The 23476-nt window shown below is 42.0% G+C and carries 21 protein-coding genes; 12 read left to right on the top strand and 9 right to left on the bottom strand.

What is annotated here, in order from left to right; all coding sequences use genetic code 11:
- Window positions 1–37: 37 nt before the first annotated feature.
- The 9 genes from ACE1CD_RS01650 (at window position 38) to ACE1CD_RS01610 (ending at window position 9222) form a co-directional block, all read left to right on the top strand.
- The gene (locus tag ACE1CD_RS01650) at window positions 38–3610 is read left to right on the top strand and encodes a PAS domain-containing protein (protein ID WP_374821093.1); all 3573 of its coding nucleotides are present in this window, start codon (window positions 38–40) and stop codon (window positions 3608–3610) included.
- Between the two features lie 51 nt (window positions 3611–3661).
- Complete coding sequence (locus ACE1CD_RS01645; protein ID WP_374799799.1) at window positions 3662–4036, top strand: response regulator; 375 nt, start codon at window positions 3662–3664, stop codon at window positions 4034–4036.
- A gap of 146 nt (window positions 4037–4182) precedes the next feature.
- Entirely contained in the window at window positions 4183–4575 is a 393-nt protein-coding gene (locus ACE1CD_RS01640; protein ID WP_374799801.1) for a response regulator, read from the top strand.
- A gap of 456 nt (window positions 4576–5031) precedes the next feature.
- The gene (locus ACE1CD_RS01635) at window positions 5032–5316 is read left to right on the top strand and encodes a DUF1830 domain-containing protein (RefSeq protein WP_374799803.1); all 285 of its coding nucleotides are present in this window, start codon (window positions 5032–5034) and stop codon (window positions 5314–5316) included.
- Between the two features lie 86 nt (window positions 5317–5402).
- The gene (locus ACE1CD_RS01630) at window positions 5403–5660 is read left to right on the top strand and encodes a hypothetical protein (RefSeq protein ID WP_374799805.1); all 258 of its coding nucleotides are present in this window, start codon (window positions 5403–5405) and stop codon (window positions 5658–5660) included.
- A 218-nt stretch (window positions 5661–5878) separates the two neighbouring features.
- Window positions 5879–6133 carry a hypothetical protein gene (locus ACE1CD_RS01625; RefSeq protein WP_374799807.1) on the top strand — a complete coding sequence of 85 codons (255 nt, stop codon included), beginning with the start codon at window positions 5879–5881 and terminating at the stop codon, window positions 6131–6133.
- Between the two features lie 117 nt (window positions 6134–6250).
- Entirely contained in the window at window positions 6251–6505 is a 255-nt protein-coding gene (locus ACE1CD_RS01620) for a late competence development ComFB family protein (RefSeq protein WP_374799809.1), read from the top strand.
- A gap of 51 nt (window positions 6506–6556) precedes the next feature.
- A complete protein-coding gene (locus ACE1CD_RS01615; protein WP_374799811.1) occupies window positions 6557–6799 on the top strand; it encodes a DUF1816 domain-containing protein in 243 nt (80 codons plus the stop codon).
- A gap of 59 nt (window positions 6800–6858) precedes the next feature.
- The gene (locus ACE1CD_RS01610) at window positions 6859–9222 is read left to right on the top strand and encodes a response regulator (protein WP_374799813.1); all 2364 of its coding nucleotides are present in this window, start codon (window positions 6859–6861) and stop codon (window positions 9220–9222) included.
- A 9-nt stretch (window positions 9223–9231) separates the two neighbouring features.
- On the opposite strand, the gene ACE1CD_RS01605 is transcribed toward ACE1CD_RS01610, so the two are convergent.
- From ACE1CD_RS01605 to ACE1CD_RS01575, 7 genes are all read right to left on the bottom strand, one after another.
- Window positions 9232–9648 carry a response regulator gene (locus ACE1CD_RS01605; RefSeq protein ID WP_374821090.1) on the bottom strand — a complete coding sequence of 139 codons (417 nt, stop codon included), beginning with the start codon at window positions 9646–9648 and terminating at the stop codon, window positions 9232–9234.
- A 343-nt stretch (window positions 9649–9991) separates the two neighbouring features.
- Window positions 9992–10369: a response regulator gene (locus ACE1CD_RS01600; protein WP_374821087.1), complete on the bottom strand. Its 378-nt coding sequence runs from the start codon at window positions 10367–10369 to the stop codon at window positions 9992–9994.
- Window positions 10370–10389: 20 nt separating this feature from the next.
- Window positions 10390–14859: a PAS domain S-box protein gene (locus tag ACE1CD_RS01595; protein WP_374821084.1), complete on the bottom strand. Its 4470-nt coding sequence runs from the start codon at window positions 14857–14859 to the stop codon at window positions 10390–10392.
- A 67-nt stretch (window positions 14860–14926) separates the two neighbouring features.
- Window positions 14927–16783 (bottom strand): response regulator, encoded by a 1857-nt coding sequence (locus ACE1CD_RS01590; protein ID WP_374799821.1) that lies wholly within the window; start codon window positions 16781–16783, stop codon window positions 14927–14929.
- A 16-nt stretch (window positions 16784–16799) separates the two neighbouring features.
- Window positions 16800–16979: a hypothetical protein gene (locus tag ACE1CD_RS01585; protein WP_374799823.1), complete on the bottom strand. Its 180-nt coding sequence runs from the start codon at window positions 16977–16979 to the stop codon at window positions 16800–16802.
- Window positions 16980–17596: 617 nt separating this feature from the next.
- Entirely contained in the window at window positions 17597–17791 is a 195-nt protein-coding gene (locus ACE1CD_RS01580) for a hypothetical protein (RefSeq protein WP_374821081.1), read from the bottom strand.
- A gap of 295 nt (window positions 17792–18086) precedes the next feature.
- Window positions 18087–18647: a hypothetical protein gene (locus tag ACE1CD_RS01575; RefSeq protein ID WP_374821181.1), complete on the bottom strand. Its 561-nt coding sequence runs from the start codon at window positions 18645–18647 to the stop codon at window positions 18087–18089.
- Between the two features lie 380 nt (window positions 18648–19027).
- On the opposite strand from ACE1CD_RS01575, the gene ACE1CD_RS01570 reads away from it, so the two are divergent.
- Window positions 19028–20167 (top strand): AAA family ATPase, encoded by a 1140-nt coding sequence (locus tag ACE1CD_RS01570; RefSeq protein ID WP_374821078.1) that lies wholly within the window; start codon window positions 19028–19030, stop codon window positions 20165–20167.
- Window position 20168: 1 nt separating this feature from the next.
- Window positions 20169–20924: a hypothetical protein gene (locus ACE1CD_RS01565; protein ID WP_374821075.1), complete on the top strand. Its 756-nt coding sequence runs from the start codon at window positions 20169–20171 to the stop codon at window positions 20922–20924.
- On the opposite strand, the gene ACE1CD_RS01560 is transcribed toward ACE1CD_RS01565, so the two are convergent.
- Complete coding sequence (locus ACE1CD_RS01560) at window positions 20881–21990, bottom strand: NACHT domain-containing protein (RefSeq protein WP_374821072.1); 1110 nt, start codon at window positions 21988–21990, stop codon at window positions 20881–20883. The two genes, ACE1CD_RS01565 and ACE1CD_RS01560, sit on opposite strands and share 44 nt — an antisense overlap.
- A 194-nt stretch (window positions 21991–22184) precedes the next feature.
- Here ACE1CD_RS01560 and ACE1CD_RS01555 point away from each other — a divergent pair, with 194 nt between their 5' ends.
- Entirely contained in the window at window positions 22185–22571 is a 387-nt protein-coding gene (locus ACE1CD_RS01555) for a hypothetical protein (protein WP_374821069.1), read from the top strand.
- A gap of 175 nt (window positions 22572–22746) precedes the next feature.
- On the opposite strand, the gene ACE1CD_RS01550 is transcribed toward ACE1CD_RS01555, so the two are convergent.
- On the bottom strand, window positions 22747–23214 hold the full coding sequence (locus tag ACE1CD_RS01550) for a hypothetical protein (protein ID WP_374821066.1): 468 nt from the start codon (window positions 23212–23214) through the stop codon (window positions 22747–22749).
- Window positions 23215–23476: the final 262 nt, after the last annotated feature.

Genomic DNA, 23476 nt, shown 5'->3' with positions numbered 1-23476 from the left:
AAAAATTAACAGTAGGTAATGAACGTAAAATATAGTTATGAAGTTTTATCAGCCATTTTTGCCCTACCTTGTTGCAATTACTTCTACTGCAATCGCCTTACTCCTAACACTTTGTTTAGAACCTTTTCTACTGCACACTATTGGCGCATTTTTTTACCTAGCCATTATTTTAACTGCCTGGTATGGTGGCTGGCGATCGGGTCTTGTTGCCGTTGTCTTTGCCGCACTCGAAATTAATTATTTCTTTATTCCTGCCCGATACCAATTTACCTTCGAGCAACCAAAGGATATATTTGAATTTGCTATCTTTCTGCTAGTTTCCTTGACAATCAACCTAGTAACTAGCAATTTTCGAGGCAGCAAACAATTGGCGCAGGAAAATGCCGAATTACTGCGGTTAGCTCCATCTGCGGTACAGATGGGGATGTGGAATTGGGATATCGCAACCGGAAAAGTTCAGTGGTCAGAAGATCACGAACTGTTATTTGGCTTGGCTCCAGGGACATTTGATGGCAAATACGAAACCTTTTTAGCCTGCTTGCATCCTGACGATCGCCAACCCGTTAACCAAGCATTACAGCAAGCAATTCAAGACAATAGCCTCTACCAACAAGAGTTTCGGGTAGTTTGGTCAGATGGCAGTATTCATTGGATTGAGGGCCGGGGACACGCCTTCTATAATGAAGCGGGACAACCGATGCAAATGACTGGAACGGGGACGGCAATTGATGAGCGCAAGCAAGCACAAGGCTTGCTGCAACATAAATTTGAACAACAGCGCTTGGTGATGGAAGTAACTCAGCGCATCAGAACTTCGCTGAATTTACAAGATATCCTGCAAACCACTGTAGACGAAATTCGACAGTTGCTTCAGTGCGATCGCGCGATCGTCTTCCAGTTTGACCCGCAATGGAGAGGAACCGTACTTGTAGAATCTGTGGGAGCGGACTGGACAGCTATTTTATCAACCGAAATCTATGACCCTTGTTTTGGCGAAAACTATGTCGAACCCTACAAACAAGGCTTAGTTACCGTCAAATCCGACATCTATAAAGCCGGAATTGACCCCTGTCACCTGCAATTGCTGGCAAACTTTCAAGTCAGAGCAAATCTGGTAGTTCCCATTGTCAAAGGAAATCAATTGTGGGGGTTGCTCATTGCTCACCATTGTGCGGCACCTCACCAGTGGCAAGATGCAGAAATCGATCTGATGCGACAGTTAGCCGCCCAAGTCAGTATTGCACTTCAGCAATCCGAATTGTTTGAACAGGTACAAACGGAACTGGCAGAACGCAAACAAGCGGATATCGCTTTACAACAACTGAATGCCGAACTAGAGCAACGGGTGCGAGAGCGAACAGCAGAACTCTCTGAGGTAAACCAGCGCCTACAGGAAGCATTCATAACCTTACAAGAGAGCGAAGAACGCCGCCGACTGGCTCTAGATTTAACGCATATCGGCTTTTGGGATTTGCACCTACCTAGCGGCAAACTGATCTGGAATGATAATCTGTTCACGCTACAAGGTTTAACGCCTCATAGCATTGAGCCAAGCTATGAGCTTTGTCGCAGTGTCGTTCATCCTGACGATAGAGGTTGGGTTGAACAACAATTTTTAGAATCGATGGAAAACTACACGGATTACGTCGTTGAATATCGAGTGGTTCATCCAGATAATTCTGTTCATTGGGTAATGGCGCGTGGCAAAGCCATCTACGATGAATTGGGGCAACCTGCGCGATCGCTTGGTGTCGTGTTTGATATCACCGATCGCAAACGTGCCGAAGAAACTCTCCAACAATATGAGCGCATTATATCCCATACAAAAGATGGAATTGCGATGATGAATCGTCACTATATTTATCAAATTGCTAATCAAGGTTATCTGTCGTGGTGTAACAAATCTGCTCATGAAGTTATCGGAAATTCAGTGAGAAATATCCTGGGTCAGGAATTGTTCGATAACTTCATTCAACCTCGGTTAGAGCAATGTTTTGCGGGAGAGACAATTCAGTATGAAAAGTGGTTTGATTATCCCAATTTAGTTCCGCAATTTTTGAGTGTTACTTATGCACCTTACCGCGATGCAAGCGAAAACATTTCAGGTGTTATCGTTAGCCTACGCGATCTGACTCAACTCAAACAGGCAGAACAAATGCTAGAGCTTCAAGCTGTAATTACCCGCAATATGGCGGAAGGTATTTGCTTAATCAGAGCCGATAATGCGGTTATTGTGTATGCCAATCCTAAATTTGAGCAGATGTTTGGCTATGACTCCGGTGAACTCAACGGTCAGCACGTTTCCATTGTCAACTATACAAGGGAAGGGGTAACGGCTGAAGATGTCAATCAAGCCATTCGGTCTGCTGTTTTCCAAAGTGGTGAAGCCAGCTATGAAGTCCATAACGTTAAGAAAGATGGCACTTCATTTTGGTGTAGGGCGACGACTTCTGTATTTAGGCATCCAGACTATGGCGATGTTCTGGTTGCAGTTCATCAAGATATCACCGAAATGAAGCACCTTGAAGAGGTTCGCAAACAAGCCGAAGAAGCACTCACGCAGAGCGAAGCGAAATTCCGTTCTCTCAGCGAGTCTTCGCCTATAGGCATTTTTATGACTGATATTTACGGGCAGTGTAATTATACGAATCCACGCTATCAGGCGATTTGTGACTGCACGTTTGATGAGGCTTTGGGAGAAGGTTGGGCGCAGTTTATTCATCCAGAAGACCGAGAGGAGGTCACAGCCAAGTGGTTAGAAGCCGTGTCCCAAAAGCAAGTATTCTCCGCTGAAGTTCGTTGTATCCATAAAGATGCAACTATTCGGTTTTGTCAAGTGCGTTCAGCTTCTATCCTCTCTGTTTCTGGTGAATTAATTGGTTATGTTGGCACAGTAGAAGACGTTACCGAAAGTCGAGCCATTGAAAAGATGAAAAGCGAGTTTATCTCAATTGTCAGCCACGAACTGCGAACGCCCCTTGCCTCAATTCGCGGTTCTTTGGGGTTACTCGCCTCTAGTGCTTTGAAAAACAAGCCGGAAACTAGCCAACAAATGTTAAACATCGCCATTCACGATACCGAACGCCTAGTACGCCTGGTTAATGACATTCTCGATCTAGAGCGATTGGAGTCACAAAAAGTCAATCTGAATAAGCAGTGGTGCGATGCGGCAACACTTATATACCAGTCTGTGAAAACAGTGCAATCTTTAGCTGTAGAGAACAATATCAATCTGTCTGTTGAACCGACTTCTGTTCGAGTCTGGGTGGATAGCGATCGCATTATTCAAACTCTCGTTAATCTAATCGGTAACGCAATTAAATTTTCTCCGTCAGGAACTACGGTTACCCTCAGCGTTCAAGAGCAAGCCGAGCGGGTTTTATTTCAAGTTAAAGACCAAGGACGAGGCATTCCTGCTGATAAGTTAGAAACTATCTTTGGGCGGTTTCAACAAGTGGATGCTTCTGACTCCCGCCAAAAAGGAGGGACGGGTTTGGGTTTAGCTATTTGTAAAAGCATCGTACAGCAGCATGGCGGCAGAATTTGGGTCGAAAGTGTTCCAGGACAAGGCAGTAATTTCTATTTCACTTTGCCAAAGCTTCTAGATTAGCCTTAAAATATTACGAACTTAATAAATCTGCCCTTATAACAACTATTTCTTATGTCGGATAAGCGTATTCTAGTTATTGATGATGAAATCAACCTCTGTACTGTGATCCAGGCTTGTCTGGAAAACTTAGGGGGTTGGGAGACGCTGACGGCTTTTTCAGGTAAAGAAGGTCTTGCGATCGCCCAGACTCAACCCTTCGATGCTATCTTACTAGACGTGATGATGCCAGACCTCGACGGACTCACGCTGTTGGGCGAGTTACAAAATAATTCAGCTACTCAAGCGATTCCAGTCATTTTGTTTACCGCTAAGGTGCAGTCTACTGACCTAGCTCAGTTTGCGAAGCTTGGCGTTGCTGGGGTAATCTCTAAACCGTTTGACCCATTGACACTAGCAGAGCAAGTCGCTTCCACGTTGGGGTGGTAGCTTGACTACCAAATTTCATCGCGATCGCACTTACAAAGGCAAGTAAGGTAGTTATACTGCTTACCTCAAAATTTCCTCAAACTTTTATTCTAACTTATAGGTGAAGCGAAAATACTAGGTTGTATCCCACATTAGACCGTTGCTAGATGAAATCTACTAAACGAATTTTATTTATTGATGACGAACCTAATATGCGACAAGTCGTGAAAGCTTGCCTGGAAGCTTTAGGAGGTTGGGAAGTAGTGTTAGCGGCTTCGGGTCAAGAGGGGTTAGTTAAGGCAGCTTCTGAGAAACCCGATGCCATTCTACTTGATGTGATGATGCCAGAGATGGATGGTCTGATTTTGTTACGACAGCTACAAGTCAATCCGGTAACTCAGTCAATCCCAGTGGTGTTTTTGACGGGAAGGCTGAGTTTGACCGAACCACAACGGTTTCAGCCGTTGGGAGTCAAAGGTGCGATCGCTAAACCCTTTAACTCTCTCACGCTAGTTCCCCAAATCGCCAACGCTCTCGGCTGGAACCTCCAAACCCAGTAAATTCTGAGACGATATTTGTAAAGAAATTTTTCATAAAGATTCTAATTATTACAATTTAAAGCATCCCTGGCTCGATCGATCGCTTTCAAGGAAAAGCTCATAATTATTGTCTAGCCTGCCTTTCAGCAATTTAACATCCTTTTAAAAAGATTTTTTGAAAGGACAAAACTTTTGTTCCTCATAATTTCCTCAAATTTGTTTTCTAAGCTTTCAAATGTTGCAGGCCACTTACTTCATGGAGAGCAACCAATGAAAAGGCTTTGCTAATAGGGGGTATTACCCAACTTTAAAGCTGGCTGCTGCCAGCCATCAATAGTAAAAGCAACTTTTTGTACTTTTTGTCTAGCTTTTGAACTGGATTTTTTACTTCATCAACCCGCCATACGCGGCAATTTGTGAATCCTTAACAAAAGAGCGCGATGATTTTAATTTTTGTAAAACCAAGGAGACAATAAAATGTTGACCATTCGACCCTCTCAAGTTAGCGATCGCATTCTCTGTTACTATGCCAATCCCACTAACCAAATTCAAGTTATCCAAATTACGAACATTGCTAACTACTACTTTGAAAAGATCGTTTTTCCACAACAACGCCTGATGTTTGAAACTTTTCCAGAAGCACTATTGGAAATTCACACAGTCACTATAGCTAGTTCGATTCTATCCGATAAAATTCCGTGTCATCTCTTGTGGGTCAAAGAAGAAGTAAATCGGCTTCTCTTACAAACTGATGCGGCTTAGCATTTCTAGCATTGCTGTAAAGCTAATATTTGCTATAGAAGCGCTCGCTCATTAACTTGAAAACAAACAATTCTGTTGTCTTAGCCATGACTAATTCTTCTAGTTTGATTTACCCCGATCATCATAGCAATTATTCACCAGAAGATTTGGTGTTTATTGCCAGTTTGATAAATTTGAAAGAAGTTTTGCAAATATTCTATTATATTTGTGATTTGCAAACAAATGGAGAGTTGTCTTTAGAAGATGCTTGTAAACAGATTTATGAAATCTGGCAAAATTATAGCGAAGATATCCAAATTGTCATTGAAAAAAGCCGTTTTTCTCAAACAAATTCTGATGCTTGAAGCTTTTCTAGAGGCAATATTGGAGATCGGGAACTATACCTAGTCCCATTCTATCCGATAAAATTCCGTGTCATCTCTTGTGCGTTAAAGAAGAAGTAAATCCGCTTCTCTTCCAAACTGATGTTGCTTAGGGTTTTCTAGTATTGCTGTAAAGCCAAGATTTGCGATAGAAGCGATCGCTCATTAACTTGAAAACAAACAAATCTTTTGTCTTAGCCATGACCAATTCATCTTATTTTCTTTACTCTCGTTGTCCCGCTCTCGGCAATGATTTTCTAGAAGATTTGGCGTTTAATATAAATCTGCAAGGATTTATCGATAAAGTCAATTCCATCTGCGATTTAGAAACAAATGGAAAACTTTCTTCAGAAGCTGCTTACGAACAAATTTGGGAACTCTGGAAAAATCATTACGAGCGGCTCCAACTGGTACTTGAAAAAAATCCTTTTTGCACAACAACGTCTGATGTTTAAACCTTTTCCATAGGCATTATTGGAAATTGCCGCAGCCAATATAACTGTAAGTCAGCTTCCCATACAAACTGATGCTAATTTGATAGCAAAAATTTGAAACCCTGTCAGGATAAAAAAATGACAAAACAACTTTTCAAGCTTACCTTAACTGTAGTCATTGATGAAATTGAAAATATTTTATCAACCTATCCACCATATCCTTACAAACAAGCTTTTTCTTCTGCTAGATTGCGACAAGATTTATTAGCTTATGTTCTGAGCCGCGTTCCTAATAAGTACGCTGTTATAGAAGAAACAGATCCTTTGTCAAAACAAATATTATTGCCTCCTTATTCCAGGAAGGAGCTATTAGATATACTTATGCCGATCTAATACGTTGAATAGATTTGAATCATTTGATTAAAATAGCGAGGGATATTTCTGATGCTGTTAACAAATCGTACACTTCCAAAACAAGAAGAAATTGAATTTGGCTGGCGGGTAAAAATTGTTACATTATTACCAGCGTGTACTTACTACTTTCGGCCTTTTGATAGTATTCGGGAAGCAGTTTCCGCTCAAGTCGGCTACATGGAAGATTTAAAACAGGAGGGAGCCAAAGGAATGACGGTTTGGATTAAGCAATGTAAGCCTGAAATGTTAACAAGCTTTGAAGAGCGAGGATAAAATAGGAGTTTACAATCCTTTTTGCAGTTACAACGCGGTACTGCTAGGAATCAGCTCCGATGAAAATTCTGCTAGTAGAAGACGATAACGCGACAGCTAATGTCCTAGCACAAGAACTCACTACCCATCACTACACTGTTGAGACAGCGGCAGATGGTCAAATGGCTTTGGAACTGGCTCAAGCCTTTCATTACGATCTCCTCGTAATGGATATTATTCTCCCTAAGCTGGATGGAATCAGTCTTTGTCGCCAACTGCGATCGCACGGTTTACAGATGCCGATTCTACTGTTGAGCGCCAAAGACAGCACTACTGACCGGGTAATCGGTTTACAAGCAGGAGCCGATGATTATCTGGTCAAGCCCTACGAAATATCAGAATTAATCGCTCGGATTCACGCTTTACTGCGAAGGGGCAGTTCTAACTTACTTACTATGTTGACCTGGGAAAAGCTTCAGCTCGATCCAGATGTCGGTCAAGTTACTTATGCCGGAAAAGCTTTACACCTAACCCCGAAAGAGTTCGGCATACTAGAGCTTTTTCTCCGCAATCCCCGACGTATTTTCAGCCGGAGTGCCATACTAGACCGCATCTGGCCTAATGGTGAATTTCCCCAAGAGGAAGCCGTCTCCACTCACATCAAAGGTCTGCGCCAGAAGCTAAAAGCAGGCGGAATGACTAAAGATTTGATTGAGACGGTATACGGATTGGGTTATCGACTCAAACAACTACCGGAAGATTCCCTCTCGCCAACGGTTTCTCCAGAAGAGACGCAGAAAACGACTGTCGCGCCAGCAGACAAGCGCCAAGTTCAAGCCAAAGTGCAGGCAGTTATGCAACAGGTATGGGGCAAATTCAAACAGAGTTTGGGTTCCCAGATGGTGCTGTTCGATCGAGCGATCGCCCAAATCTCTACCGGAACACTCGATCGGGAACTGCGAGCCTCTGCTCAGGCACAGGCGCATCGCTTGATTGGCTCGCTGGGTTCATTTGGCTTCCCAAAAGGTTCAGAGGTGGCGCGGCAGATCGAACAGTTGCTGAGCTTAGAGTCTTTGGGTGAAAATGAGGCGTGGCAACTGGAAGAATTGGTGGTGCATCTCAAGCAAGTTGTGGAAGATAAGCCATCTACAACGGCGACGACTCCCGATTTAAAGATGGGGTCGGGTCGGTTGTTGCTAGTTGATGATGATGTAGTGTTGACCGAAGAGGTCACAAGGGAAGCGATAATTTGGGGTTTTCAGGTAGAAGTGGCAACAGATCCAATTGCTGCCAGAAAATCGATCTCGCACTATCCACCTGATGTTATTGTCCTAGACCTCACCTTTACCGACAGCGCAGAGAACGGGTTGACTCTACTAGCGGAACTGGCGCAACGAAGTCCCAGCATACCAGTGTTAGTACTTACAGCACGCAATCAGTTAAGCGATCGAGTGGAAGTAGCGCGTCTGGGCGGAAATGTTTTTTTAGAAAAACCCATTACCCCAGAAGAAATTGTCAAAGCAATTACTCAGGAACTCCACCGCACCCAGAAAGCGGAAGCCAAAATCCTAATTGTAGATGACGATCTCCAGGTACTAGCAGCTTTGTCCAATCTGCTGGAACCGTGGGGTTTTCACGTTAGAACTTTGACAGACCCCAAGCAATTCTGGCAGACACTCCAAGCCAGTGCGCCTGACTTGTTGATTTTAGATATAGAGATGCCTGATTTTAGCGGCATTGAACTCTGCCAGGTTGTTCGCAGCGACCCACGCTGGAGTGAGTTGCCCGTGTTATTTCTCTCAGGCCATAATGATGCCGCGATCGTACATCAGGTGTTTGCTGTAGGTGCAGATGACTACGTACAGAAACCGATTATCGGGCCCGAACTAATTGCCCGTATCCTCAATCGGCTGGAACGAACCCGAATCCTACACAGATTTGCAGAAATTGATGAACTAACTGGCACTGCTACGCGGCGCAAATCCATCCAGGAGCTAGAGCGATTGCTAAATATCGCAAAGCGCCAAAATCAGCCATTGTGTTTTATGATTCTGGACTTAGACCACTTCAAGCACGTTAACGATCGATACGGTCATCAGGTAGGAGATAGAGTTCTTTCCCTGTTGGGAAAAAACTTAAAGCAGTTCTTTCGGTCTGAGGATATAGTAGCTCGTTGGGGCGGCGAGGAATTTGTTTTAGGTATATATGGTATGAAGCGAGATTTGGGTGCAAAGCGGCTGAATGACTTTCTGAAAACCTGGTGCGAGCAGAAGTTTACTGATGATAATAATCAGACATTTCAGGTGACTTTCAGTGCAGGAGTGGTTGAGTATTCTCAGGATGGTGCTAACTTGCAAGAACTTTATCGAGCCGCCGATGCCGTCCTATACCAAGCGAAAGCAATGGGACGAAATCGAGTATTGGTATCGATTACCACCATCTAGTTGAGATACTTATGATTCTATTTCCCAGCCGAGTAAATCTGCTATTTGTTCGGTTAACATAAAGGGATCGAAGGGTTTAGAAACAACTCCTTCTATGTTCAGTTTTGATAAAATTTCAGGCTCAGAGAGACCTACTTTTGCAGTCAAAAGAACAGTTGGAATAGATTGACCCTCTGGCTGAGTTCGCAACTCTTTCAAGAAGGTGATCCCATCCATTCCCGGCATCATTACATCCAGAACGATCGCATCGGGCTTATCTGTAACTACTTTCACCAACCCTTCTTGACCCGATCCTGCTGTAACGACATCCCATCCAGCAATGTCCTCCAAACATCCCTGGACAATTGCCCGCACATCGGGTTCGTCGTCAATCACCAAAACTCGCTTTGTACTCATCGATACAATCCCATCCTGAAACATTGACATAATTTGGAATATTTCACACCCATTATTGTTTTTGGTTTTAATTTCATCTGTTGAACCCGCTATCATACTTTCTCCAAACTTGTACTTAAATAAATGTATTTATTTTTACTTCTGTAACGAAAGTCAAAGTGATTGGAAAGCTCTTAATCGGTGAAACCAGTATTTTTTGCATTCTCTTCTGCCCTTTGTCTTCTGCCTTTGGGTATATCTAATAGATTTTTTACATTTCCGAGAAAGCTTTGTCGGAAATTGCTGCTCAATCTTGACAATTGATTATTCTATTAGAGCCATTTTGTCTCTAACTTAAAACTGAATTATGAAGAACTGCTGAAGTTAGAAAGATTTAAGATTCCCAACCAAACACGCTGGCAACCTGCTCTACTAACGTCATCGGGTCAAAGGGTTTCACAATTAGCCCAACAATACCAAGACTGGCAAATTCTTCTTGCTCCTCTGCAAGGGCTTTAGCCGTCAGCAGTGCCACAGGAATTGTTTGGGTGATAGCATTTTCCTGAAGTTTTTGCAATGCTTCCAGCCCTCCCATTCCTGGCATTGACACATCCATCAAAATGCCATCTAGTTGTTCTTTGACAGCGATTTGCAATCCTTGTTCGCCGGAGGTGGCTGTCAAAACTTCCCATCCGGCAATATCTTCCAAGCATCCTTGGATTACTGCTCGAATATCTGCTTCATCGTCAACAACTAGAACTCTTTTGGTCATTTGATTTTAGATTTTAGATTTTAGATTTTTTCCACATTTGCGAAAGGAAGAGTGAAATAAAAAGTGCTACCTTCGTTTAAGGTACTTTCTACCCAAATTTTACTCCCGTGGTTTTCAATAATATTACGGCAAATAGCCAACCCTAAGCCAGTGCCGCCTTTTTCACGAGCGTCTGAGGCATCGACTTGCTGAAATTGTCCGAAGATGGCTTCCAGCTTATCGGCTGGAATGCCGCGACCTCGGTCTTGGACTGAGAAAAGAGCAGAGGGAGGAAGTTCTTTTTGGGTTAATAAATGTTCGGGAATAGCTTCGGCGCTGATGGTAATGTTTGAATTTTGAGAGGAGAATTTAATTGCGTTACTGAGAAGATTGGTTAGTGTTTGGACGATCGCATCTGGATCTGCCCAAACTTCTATCTCAGAACGCACGATCGACAGAGTAATATGGTTTTGTTCGGCTTGAGAACGCATCACATCAGCCGATCGCTGGATTAAGTCAGCAGCAGCACAGCGCTTGAAGTTGAACTTCGCTTGTCCCGATTCCAATCGCCGCAAGTCGAGAATATCGTTGACTAAGCGCACCAAACGTTCGCTTTCTCTAGCCGCAATATCGATCATTTGCTTCATTTTTTCCGGCTTCTTATCATACACCCCGCCAGCAACCAAACCCAGAGAACCGCGAATTGACGTTAAAGGCGTTCTTAGTTCGTGACTGACCACCGAAATAAATTCTCTTTTGATCTGGTCAACTTTGCGTCGTTCGGTAATATCTTCCACAACTCCAACAAAAAGAATAATTGTGCCATCGCTTGACTTAATTGGTGCGGTTTTTACTTGGGTGTAACGGACACCTCCTTCACGATGTTGGTAGCGCAGTTCGTTAAATAATCCTTCGTTACCTGCGGCTACTACATCTGACCAATATTGAAACACCCATTCGCGATCGTCGGGATGGACAAATTCTTTCCAACCATCTCCCAATACTTCTTCATTCGTGCAACCGATTATCTTCTGATAGCAGGGATTGCTATAGATACATTTGCCTGCAACGTCGCAGAGAAAAATGCCGATCGGGGAAAATTCGCTAAGGGAGCGAAATATGTCTTCACTTTGACGCAAAGCTTCTTCCATAAGTTTGCGATCGGTAATATCCAACAGCACGCCGATCGATCTTAAAGGTTGTCCCAATTCATCGTAGATTGCTCTAGCCCGTCCCATCAACCAATGTACAGAACCATCGGGATGCACTACCCGATACTCAGCTGCATAATCGGTGTGATTTTTAATAGATTCCATAAACTGGGATTCAACCCAGCCGAGATCGTCCGGGTGAATGCGACTGCGCCATAGTTCGTAACTTGGCTCAATTTCATTAGGTGACAATCCCAGTAAAGCAAAGTGATTGTCATTCCAGATGATATTCCCACTTGGTATATGCAAATCCCAGAAACCGATGTGAGTCAAATCGAGTGCTAGGCGGCGGCGTTCTTCACTTTCTCGTAAAGCCAATACTGCTTGGTTGCGATCGTATTCAATTTGTTTGCGATCGGTAATATCAAACAAGCTAGAACGACTCATCAGGAAGTTTCCCTCTTCATCTCGAACCGCAGTAGCGTTTAAACTCACCCAGCGGTTTATCCCATCTTTATTGATGATTTCAAACTCTAAATTTTCAATCCAACCCTGTTGCTTAAATCGAGGAAAGTTTTGGGAAAAAACTTCTTTACTTTCAGGAGTAACTAAATCGGTGAATTTCTTTTTATACATAATCTCTTCACGAGTATAACCGAACAATTTCAATTCGGTATCGTTAATCCGAATTATCAGTCCGTCAGCATCCAATGAGTGATAACCGCAGGGCGCGTTATTGTAAAGATCCTCAACTTCAGAGCTATATTTTTGCAAGGCAAGTTCTGCCTGTTTGCGAACAGTAATATCATTGTTGATTTCTAATATTTTTATCGGTCTGCCCATCAAGTCTTTCTGCACTACCCAACGACTAGCTACGATTAGGGATTGATTATTTCGAGTTTTGTGTACTAATTCTCCTTCCCAGTAGCCCCGCTCGAATAATTCCGCTTTAATCTCTGCTAATGGTTGCGGAAACTGAGTTTGCCAAAGAGTATGAGTTTCTTTTCCCAAGGCTTCGGCTGGCGTCCAACCATACATTTGTTCAGCACCTTGATTCCAAAAGGTAATTACCCAGTTCAGATCGCAAGTAATAATTGTATCATGGGCTAAATCTAGCAATTGTGCTTTTTCGGATAAAAGAAGTTGGGTATGTTGTTGCTCTAATACAGTTTCTAGCAAGCGATCGTTAACTTCCCTGAGTTCTGCGGTTCGTTCAGCTACTCTTTGCTCGAGTTCGGCATTTAGTTGTTGTAAGGCTAGTTCGGCTTGTTTGCGATGGGTGATTTCCTCGCAAACGATATTAATACCAATAATTCGCTCGCCATCCTTTAATGGCAACCAACTCTCTACCCAGGTTCTTTGTACACCCGGTTGCGCTGGTGTTTCCCCAATAATTTCTACATTGAGAACAGGTTCCCCCGTTTCTAAGATAGAGCGCAATAGTTGTTCGGCAGTATCAGCCAGATGGGGTATTATCTCACGCACCGTGCGATCGATATGTGCTTCAATGGGAAGCCCGTTTATTTCTGCCAATCGTTGATTAATTCGGACAAAGCGGAGTTCGGTGTCCAAAACACTCAACCCAATTGGTGCAGAATGGTAGATAGTTTCAATTTCAGCTAGTTGCTGCTGAATGTGGTTTTGACTTTGCTGTAGAGCAATTTCTATCTGTTTGCGCTTGGTAATATCCACAGAAAAAATAATAATGCCACCAATTTCACCTGTAGCAGTATGCCAGGGGTGAATCTCCCAGGAAATCCATTGCTGCGTCCCATCTCCCCGCACGAATAAATCTTCTTCGCATTTCTCGATCGCGCCAGCCAAGCAGCGTTGATGAATCTGTCGCCATCGTTGGGGAATTTCGGGAAAGATTTCGTAATGCGATCGACCGATCGAGGATTCAACCGAATCAAGGTTATACTCATCTATCCAGCGCTGACTTGTCATTACATAGCGCATCTCCCTGTCAAACATAGCAATACCAGCAGGCGCATACTGGGCAAATAATCGCAGGAGAGCTTCCCTTTCTCGCAAGGCTGCTTCGGCTTGCTTGCGTTCTGCCAGTTCTGTTTGTACTTGTTCAAATAGTTCGGATTGCTGAAGCGCAATGCTGACTTGGGCAGCTAATTGCCGCAAAAGTTCGATTTCTGCATCTTCCCACTGGCGAGGCGCTTGACAGTGATGAGCAGCTAGTAATCCCCACAATCGATCGCCCTTCATCACGGGAACTACTAAATTTGCTCTCACCTGCAATCGTGTCAGGAATTCAACATGACAGGGGCTAATGCCAGCATTATAAATATCTGATTTAGCTGTAACTAAGCCTTTTTTAAAGGGTTCGACATATTCTTCCCCAATGCAAGGGTCGTAAATTTGGAGCGGTAAAAGCGGCATCCATTCATCTGCTACTGATTCAACTACGATCGTTCCACCCCAAGTAGGAGAAAATTGGAAAATTGTCACGCGATCGGTTTTGAGATATTCCCGCACTTCATCTACTGTGGTTTGCAGGATTTCTTGTAAATTGAGGGAATTCCGTATGCGTTGGGTTATATCTAACACCAATTGCTGTTGCTCAAATTGGTGTCGCAGCTGTAGAGAAGTTGCGAGCAACTTCTCTACAGCTTCTTTTCTGGCATCGATCGCCATAATCGTTCCCGACATTCGCACGGGTTGCCCCTGTTCGTTATAAAATCCTTTTCCCCTTCCTTCAATCCAGTGAATGCTGCCATCTGCCCAAACAACTCGGTACTCATGCTGATAGGGAATGTGATTTTTTAAGGATCGATCGAGAGCCTGTTCTAATCCTTGGCGATCTTCAGGATAAAGATAAGCATCAAAGGTTTCATATCTACCATCAAAACTACCAGGTGCTAAACCAAATAACTGTTCGTGTTCCGGCGACCAGGTGATTTTCCCGGTTACTATATCCCAATCCCACATTCCCATTTGGGCGGCATTGAGGGCTGTTTTTAGGCGATCGGCACTCTCTTGCTGTAATCTTCGGCTAAGTCGTTCTACTTTGCGTTTGCTTTCCTGCAAATCTCCGCCAATAAAAGCAATCATTAGAGCAACTACAGTAAAAATGCCCAATCGCAACAAATCATCGGAACTTGTTCCCCAGAATTGGCGTAGTGGAGGAATAAGGTAATAGTTGAGTGCCAGCACTGACAAGACAACGGTTACAATACCAGGACGAATGCCGCCATACCAGGTACTCACAATCACGGCGATGTAGAAAAATGCGCCGATCGTCCGGCTCATTAACGGCTCTAACCAGAGTGTCAGCAGCAGGGCGATTGCTGTAGAGGCGATCGCCACTACGTAGGGCAGTAACAGGCGATACGCTCTAGATTTCATAGCGATTTCTCTGGTTTTGCAGTTTTCAGCTTAGTTGTAAGCCTTTTTACCATCACGCTCGATTTTATCACCATCGCTGGAGACGGTATAAAATTTGGGTGGCCAATTCCGTTCCCGGTATAGACTTACTGATATAGGCATCGGCTCCAGCAGCATAAGCTTTAGCGATCGTATCTGTTTGTGTGTGCGCTGACAGAATTACAACTTTGAGATGCTGCCACTGTGGGTCTGCACGCACCACTTGACACAGTTCAATGCCATCAAATTCTGGCATTTCTAAATCGAGAATTAGCACATCAGGTTTACAGGCAGTCAACACTTGCCAAAACTCATGGGGATGAGCAGAAGTTGTTACCTGTAGACTATAAGACGATAATAATGTCGAGAGCAATTTGAGAAAGCCTGGATCGTCATCTACAATCAAAACACTGTCGCTTCTAGCTCGATCGGGCTTTTGCTTGAGTACATCAGTAACAGTTTTGAGAATTTCCTGGGCTGACAGGGGTTTGTGAACAAAGGCACTTACTCCCAATCGAACGGCGGCTACGCGATCGCGCAAATCTTCTCGTGCTGTAAAGATAATCACAGGTATCTTGGGTACTCGCCCCTGAATTTCCTCCATCAAAGTCAACCCATCTTCTGCACCTGGAAAGCTAAGATCCAACAAAATAACATTCGGTGGACTCTGCGCGATCGTCTGACGAGCAACTTTTAGATCGGTAGCAATTTCTACCTGAAGATTCCAGGCAAGGGCTTCAATTCGCAGGCGATCGGCTAACAACAAGTCGTCGTCTACAATTAAAATTCGCGAGGATAACGCACTTGTGGGGGGACTTTGTGGGGATGCCTGTACTTTGGGGGGTGCTTGTGTTTGCGCTTGTTCAATTGTTTGCTGCAACAAACCAACTAATGCGATCGCTTCCTGAATTTGGCTCGTTTGCAAGGGATTTGCTGTCAAGAAAAGCTCAATTTGTTTCGCTTGCTGCGCGGCTTCCATTAATCCAAACATTCCCATCGAACCGACCAATTTATGTGCTAAAGTTTTTGCTTCTTGCTGCTGTTCTGGCGAAAAATTTCCCGAATTGAGGACATTTATTAGTTCTGCCAAATTTTTAATTTGCTCGACATATTTACTTTTAAACTGATTCCATACTTTTGATGTCACCGCCTGGGCTTTTCGATCGGAAGCAGATTTTTCAGTTGCAGAATTAGATGGTAAATTCGTTTGAGTCTTAGGGGAAGGTGAAGCGGCTACTTGGGGCGATCGCAAACGATATCCTAACCCATAAACAGTGTCGATCGGATCTGTTGCGCCAGCAGCTTTAAGTTTTTGACGAAGGCATTTAATATGGGTAGTAACCGTTTCTTCCCCTGGTGCTTCGGCGAAATCCCACAGGCGATCGAGAATAGCGCGACGGGTATAAATACGTTTGGGATTGAGCAGAAAAAGTTCTAACAAACAATATTCTTTAGCCGTGAGAGGCAAAGTTTTCCCTTCACAACTTACCTCAGCATTGGCTGAATTCAATTGAATATTTTCATAATTTACGATCGTTGGTAACGTCTTTACCTTGCGTACAATTGCCCGCACTCTAGCTAATAATATTTCTATATTAAACGGTTTGATTATATAATCATCGGCTCCGGCGTCCAGTCCCATAACTTGAGCTTCTGTACTATCTTTTGCAGTTAATAATAAAATGGGATTCTCATAACCTTCACTCCGAAGTCGCTTACACAGAGTAATACCATCCAATTTGGGTAAGCCAATATCGAGCAAAATCAAGTCATATTCTTGAGTCTGTGCCAATTGTAATCCTGTCTCTCCATCAGTAGCAAGTTTGACAATCCAATGATAATTTGTCAGTGTTTCTGTTAGAATGTCTGCCGTGGTGCGATCGTCTTCTATTAGTAGTATTTTCATAAGATATTCTCCTTCTTTACCTCAAAAATAAAGAAGAAACTATTGGCGCTAAATCAGTAATTTTTTTACCGAAATTAACTGCAAAACGTTCGGTAAATAAAATATTTAGGGATTTATTAATCATTTCTGAGGCCGCATAACCAATTTTTTTTGCCCTATTGTTAAATGTTAAAAAGAGTAAGGTTTCGCGATTCATTTACTGTTATAATGGTATCATTGGCAATATCTAAAATTGCTGCTAAGAGTAGGCTCTCGAATCCCTAAAGTAATTGATAAGTTAAGTAATGACCTACTGCGCTTTTGTTCAATATTAGGCATTTCTTGCCAGCAGTTGCGGCAAAACCAATATACTTGGTTACTACGGATATGTCGGAGCATGGTGTGAGAGCAACAAGGACAATCTGACATAAAGACCTCGAATTAGCTAAAGCTTTTGAAAGACGGCTAATGAAATTTATCTTGGTATAGGTTAAATCACTGTTTTCCTTCCATGATTTAACTTTACAAGCGAAATATGAAGAACTGCTGAAGTTATCAAACTTTACATAAGTATTCCGTATTAACTTGAAAAAGCTTGCACTAAAGTCCAAAGACGCCGATCGCTTGCCACGCGCTCATCTACCAAAACGCGCTTGAGGCCAGAGGTTGATATTGCTATGCTAGAGCGCCAATCCAGTAGAATAAATTGACAAAAATAACGAAATATGTATTGTGTAGGGGCGAACGCGAGTGCGGCGCGGATGGGCTTAGCATTTGGGCGCGATCGATCGCGGCAACAATTTTTCTATCCAAATGCAACGCCGGAGCCCAGGTTTATATAGGCCAGCCTTTGTGCGATAATTGTTCATCCAAAGCACCAAATCGCACGCGCAATAAATTTTCAATGGTAGCGCGGCGTTCCGTCATTACTCCTGGCTGCAAACCCCGTTCTTCTCCTTTACCTTCCAGAACGTTGAAAATTGATAAATCATCCAAAAAATTAACTGTAGGGGCGAAGCATTCGGGCAACAATCTTTCCGGGTAATCAACAATTTATATTCCCGAATGCTTCGCCCTCCCCCCGCGACAATTTATATAAACAAACATTTTTTATTTTATAGCGCTACGCGCATACGTTAGGACAATTCTTGAAAACAGCATCCTTTACTACCTATTTTGAAATTATCTCACTGTCCTAACTATAGTGCGTAGCGCTATACATTATAACAGGGCAAAATACATCAGGACAGGGCGAAGCATTTGGACATAAACATTTTGGTTACGCCACATAAATTGTCGCCCAAATGCTGAGCCCCTACAAACCCTACAAATTTTCCATCATTTTCTCTCTCATCCAACCGACAATATCTGCTATTAAATTCGGTTGAGTCGGTGAAAAAGTTTGCAAAAACCCCCATCCCCTAACCCCTTCCCCCGCAACGGAGGAAGGGGAATTATTCTTACTCCCCCTATCCGCTCCTCTCAGTTCCCCCGCAACAGAATCAGCGGAATTATTCTTACTCCCCCTCTCGATTCCTCTGAGTTCCCCCGCCACAGAATCAGCAGAATTATTCTTACTCCCCCTCTCCGTTGCGGAGAGGGGGTTGGGGGGAGAGGTCACAACACAAATCGCGCCATCAAATTTGCTCAAAGCTGTCAGAAAGGGAAGGCTAAATCCTGTGGGTGTGGGTGTGAGTGCTGTGGAATCGTAGCAGATGAAAAACAGGGTATTTTCGCTATTGCGGCGCAGGTAATTCCAATAAAGTTTGAGTTTTTGCATTGTTTCTGGATACCCATTCTGCCACTCTGGACAATTTTGATTTAGCATCTGGTCGTAAATTTCTGGGGCGGGGTTTTCGGGGTCGATGAATTGGTGTGTGTCGATGCAAATTCATCAACACTGATAAACTTAAGAGGATGTGCTTTTCCATGTAAAATTTAATAACCCAATTCTTTGACTTAAAATCCCTGATATATAAAGTTTTTGGACGTATTTATCACCGATTCAGGCGTGAGTCTCGCCAACTGGGTATTGACAAAATGCTAGTTAAAGGTTTATAATCATCAATAATATTTATTTTTTTTGGCAACCATGAGGAATTTCCCGCTTAATGGGTTTGCTTCAATTTAGTGAGCGATCTGCGAGCGGAATTGTTGGAAATGCCAAATAATAAATAAAGTGAATAATATTGGGATTATCCCCAATATTATTCACTTAGAACAATGTAAATAGGTTGGGCGCTCTGAACAAAAATTTTTAAAGTTATGAAAATTATTTCATTGCGGATAAAAAATAATTTTTTGGGTTGGGATTTTGATGAAATCAAGTTTTCATCAAATTTAACCCTTTTAGTAGGTGTATCAGGTGTAGGCAAAACCCAAATCCTACGTGCAATTATCGATTTAAGAAGTATTGCAAAAGGAAAAGCTATAAATGGGTTTGAATGGAAAGTCATATTTTCTACTGTAAATGGTACTGAATTCGTTTGGGAAGGTAGTTTTGATACTGTTGAAAAAAATGAACTAAGTTTAGATGATACGGAAAAAGAGAACCAAGATGAAAAAGAAAAATCCTCATTGATTTCTGAAAAACTGAGTTCAAAGAATGAGGTTTTAATTGAGCGAAACAAAGAAGAAATAAAGTTCAGAGATACCCTAATGCCTAAACTTTCTTCACATCAATCAATGATATATATTTTAAAAGAAGAAAGTCTTATTAAAGAAGCCTTTGATGCCCTAAATAAAATAGAATATCGTGACCACACAAGAAACGGTATGCGCCTTAGAATTCCTAACAAACCTTTGCATTCTCTCAAAAGCAACTATAAAACTTTAGAGAATATAGTAAATAGCGATGAAGATATTAGGACTAAACTGTATCTGACTTTTGAAAATAAATTAGATATTTTCGATAAAATTAGATCAAGATTTATTGACGTTTTCCCACAAGTGGAAAATATAAAGATTGAACCTCTTGAAACAGATGACCTGCCAAAAAAAATTGCTGAAGATATTCCTGTTATTTCTATCAAAGAAAAAGCTGTACCAAAATGGATTAGAGAAGATAGGATGTCTTCTGGTATGTTACGTACAATTGTTCATATTAGTGAAATTTTTCTTGCAAATGAAGGTTCGGTAATATTGATTGATGAATTTGAGAATAGTTTAGGGATAAATTGTATTGACATATTGACTGATGACCTTATTCACGAAAATAAGACCTTACAATTTATTGCTACAAGTCATCACCCTTACATTATCAATAATATTCCGTATGAATATTGGAAAATTGTGACTCGACAGGGTGGACATATTAGAATTTGTAATGCCTCAGATTATAATTTGGGTAAATCTAAACAAGACGCATTTATTCAATTAACCAAAATTCTCGAAAAACAATCATAGTATGAACTTCTATTTTGTATTTGAAGGGAAGACAGAACCGATTGTTTATAAGAAGTGGTTATCTGTACTTCTTCCAGACTTGACAGAAGTGGATAGTTTTGATGCTGTAAATCAGAATAACTATTATTACGAAAGTGATATGGGCGTTCCTAGTTGCTACAGAGTTGCTGCTAATGCTATCCAAGAAATTAACGATTTTCCTAAATATAATTACTTGGTACTATTTACAGATGCAGACCGTTTTACAGTTGCAGAGAAAAAAGCGGAAGCTGATGAGCAAATTAAGTTAGAATTAAAAGATAAACCTTTTAAAACATTACCGGAAAATTGCCAATTAGAAATTATTGTGCAGAAAGTTTGTATTGAAACTTGGTTTTTAGGCAATAGGAATTTTTTTATCAGACATCCACAACATAATGAAGTTTTGAAGGAATATATAAAATATTTTGATGTCAGCCAAAGTAATCCTGAAGAATTAGCAAGTGAATTTGTGCAAGATGAAGAAAATTCAAAGGATATTTTTGGATATAAAACAAAAGCTCTGTTTCATGAAGGTTATCTTAGAGAAATTTTCAATGAGCGTAGTAAGGTATTAAATAAGAATTTTTCTTACAGTAAATCTAGACCGAGAGAAGTACAAGAAGAATATTACCTTAAACAACTTAGCGCGAGAATTGAGGCAAATTCGGATCACTTACTTAGTTTTCAAGAATTTATAAATTTTTGTTTAAAAATAAAGGGGCAACAAAATAAATAAAACATGGTTTCTCATCCTGACTCGCCTCCTCAAACCACTGACGAATAAACTCATCCACATCATCGGGTTCAAATTCCAATGTTTTATAAGTATCAAAATTTGTCAGGGCATTGATATTCCCCGCATCCCAAACATTCAATCGACAAGTTAGCACCACCCGCGCCTTACCCACCCAGTCTGTCAGTTGTTCCTGAATTCTCGCCAACGCCTCGATAGGGGAAGTCGCCGCCATTTCATCCACCCCATCCAACAGCAACCACACCTTACCTGTTGCGAATAATTGCTTGAATGATTTTCTGATTTCTGGGGTGACATTTTCGGCTTCAAAATCGATAAATTGCAGCGCTTTTGCCAGCCAATTATTGAGTAAATAATCGGCAATTGTGCTAGAACGTAAATCTGCCAAGCGAATACAAATGGGAAAATCCGGGTAATTTTTCGCCAAACGTTCTGCCAATTCTCCTAACAGCGTCGTTTTCCCCGCACCTGGTTCGCCAATTATCGCAATATGCTTGCGTTTTTCGGTGTGATTTTCGGCAATAACTTTCAGGAAAAAAGCATCATCTTTATAAGTTTGGACGATTTGCAGTTCTGGTTCTTTCTGCGGTGGCGATTCTTCCCCTGTGGCGTTTCTTCTGGGGTTTGGTGTTTTGGGACGTTCCATTAATCCCAAGGGTACGTAAATTTTTAATTCATATTGTTGTGCTGTTGCTTGGCGGCGTAGGTGTTGGGTTGCTAATACTTGGTTGCAGATTTCGCGCCAGTTTATTTCTGTTGGTGTGGTTGTTGGTGTGGGTGGGTTTAAGTCTTTTGGATCTACTATTTCGGCTATGTCTAAGTTTAAGGCTTGAACAATCCAAAAAATAGACTTTTTATCTATTGGCGTTCCTTTAAAAAATCGCTTAACTGTATCAATACTAGCACCCGATCTTTTCGCTAAGTCTTCGTAAGTCCAACCCTTTTTTTCCGGTTCTTCAGGTTTTTCTAGTTCAGCCATTCTTTGGCGAACTTTTACCAGTCCTTCTGAAGTCGCTGCAATGCTACGGGATTTGGGAGTTTTACTCATCGGTGAGAGATGGGTAGGTTACGACTAGAACGCCAGTCTAATAATCACTATTGACAAAAGCAGCATAGTGTGTATGTTTATTTAGACCTCGGCAGGGCGAAGCATTCGGATTTATAAATTGTCGATTAGCCACAAAGATTGTCGCCCGAATGCTTCGCCCCTACATCATAATCGGTAGCTTAAGAAAAATTATAGTGCAGAATGGTGCAGATCGATCTGCACTGTTCCTGCGCTGTTTTGCTCTGGAGGATACCCCAGACATCGAGTTATTTGTAGGTTATGAGTTCAGAAATCCAAAAATGAGTACCCAATTATTAAAAGCGATTCTTTCTCAAAGTCCAGAAATTCAGCTTTTCATTTTGTTGGCTTTTGTCAGTTATTCGCAGCATCAAAGTATTGAAATTCAGCCAAAAACCAAATTTACAAAACAAAAGCTGATTTTGGTTGGTTCGCAGGTGGGGGAATTTGGAATTGTTAATATTATAGGATGGTTCGATCCAATTTCAGGTTTATCTGTGGGTTTTTGTTTCTTACTTTGGCATTTGGTACAAGCTTTGATTGCAGAAAGAAAGGATGATTAAGGATAACAGAGGTGGGAGTGCGATCGAATTTTCTGGCATCCCGCATGACCCGCCAGGGGTTCAAACCCCTGGCTAATAGCGAAAGTCGGTTAAAACCGACTGGAATATTAAATTCTTCAGTCCACTTTAGTGGACTTTCGCTATTAGCTGGGGACTTGAGTCCCCAGCGCGTGTATTACTCCCCCGCCATCCACCAACCAGAATCAATGATAGTTTCTCCTCGAAAAGTAAAATAAAGAAAATCGTGTCCGCCTCGCCAAAAATAAATCAAATATTGGTAATCTCCGCTTGGTTTATTTCTGCGATCGTGTTCGATCGCAGCAAAATAGTAATCACCCTTGACAGCAATGCGATCGGGATTTCCCATCCACTGAATAATCTCAGATTTGCTATATCTCCCCGTTCCTAAACAATCACCAAGCAGATTCATTACCTGCTGTTTGCGGCCATTCCATCTATCTGCATCATCGCTCCAACTGCCGCCGCCAAAGTGTCCGGGGATTGTTCGTAGGTTTCTATATTCTACCGATAATTCTTCAAGATTGCAAGTGTTTGTATCTGAAGAATTGGCAGCAGCTATCCAAGAGTTACCCAGCATACATAAGGCAAAAACCAGGATTAATTGATTTTGATATTTTCTCATATCTTAATAATAATATAAGTGGTGGTGGGTTACGGCACGGAGAGTTAATTATTGGTTGAAAGTTCTGAAGTTATCGCCCGTGCCTAACCTACTCTACAATAATATAAGTGGTGGTGGGTTACGGCAGGGAGAATTAATTATTGGTTGAAAGTTCTGAAGTTATCGCCCGTGCCTAACCTACTCTACAATAATATAAGTGGTGGTGGGTTACGGCAGGGAGAATTAATTATTGGTTGAAAGTTCTGAAGTTATCGCCCGTGCC

The organism is Aerosakkonema sp. BLCC-F183 (genome assembly GCF_041929145.1).
GTDB lineage: Bacteria > Cyanobacteriota > Cyanobacteriia > Cyanobacteriales > Aerosakkonemataceae > Aerosakkonema.
Note: the sequence above shows the minus strand (reverse complement) of the source record. Positions and strands in the feature narration are given on the sequence as shown.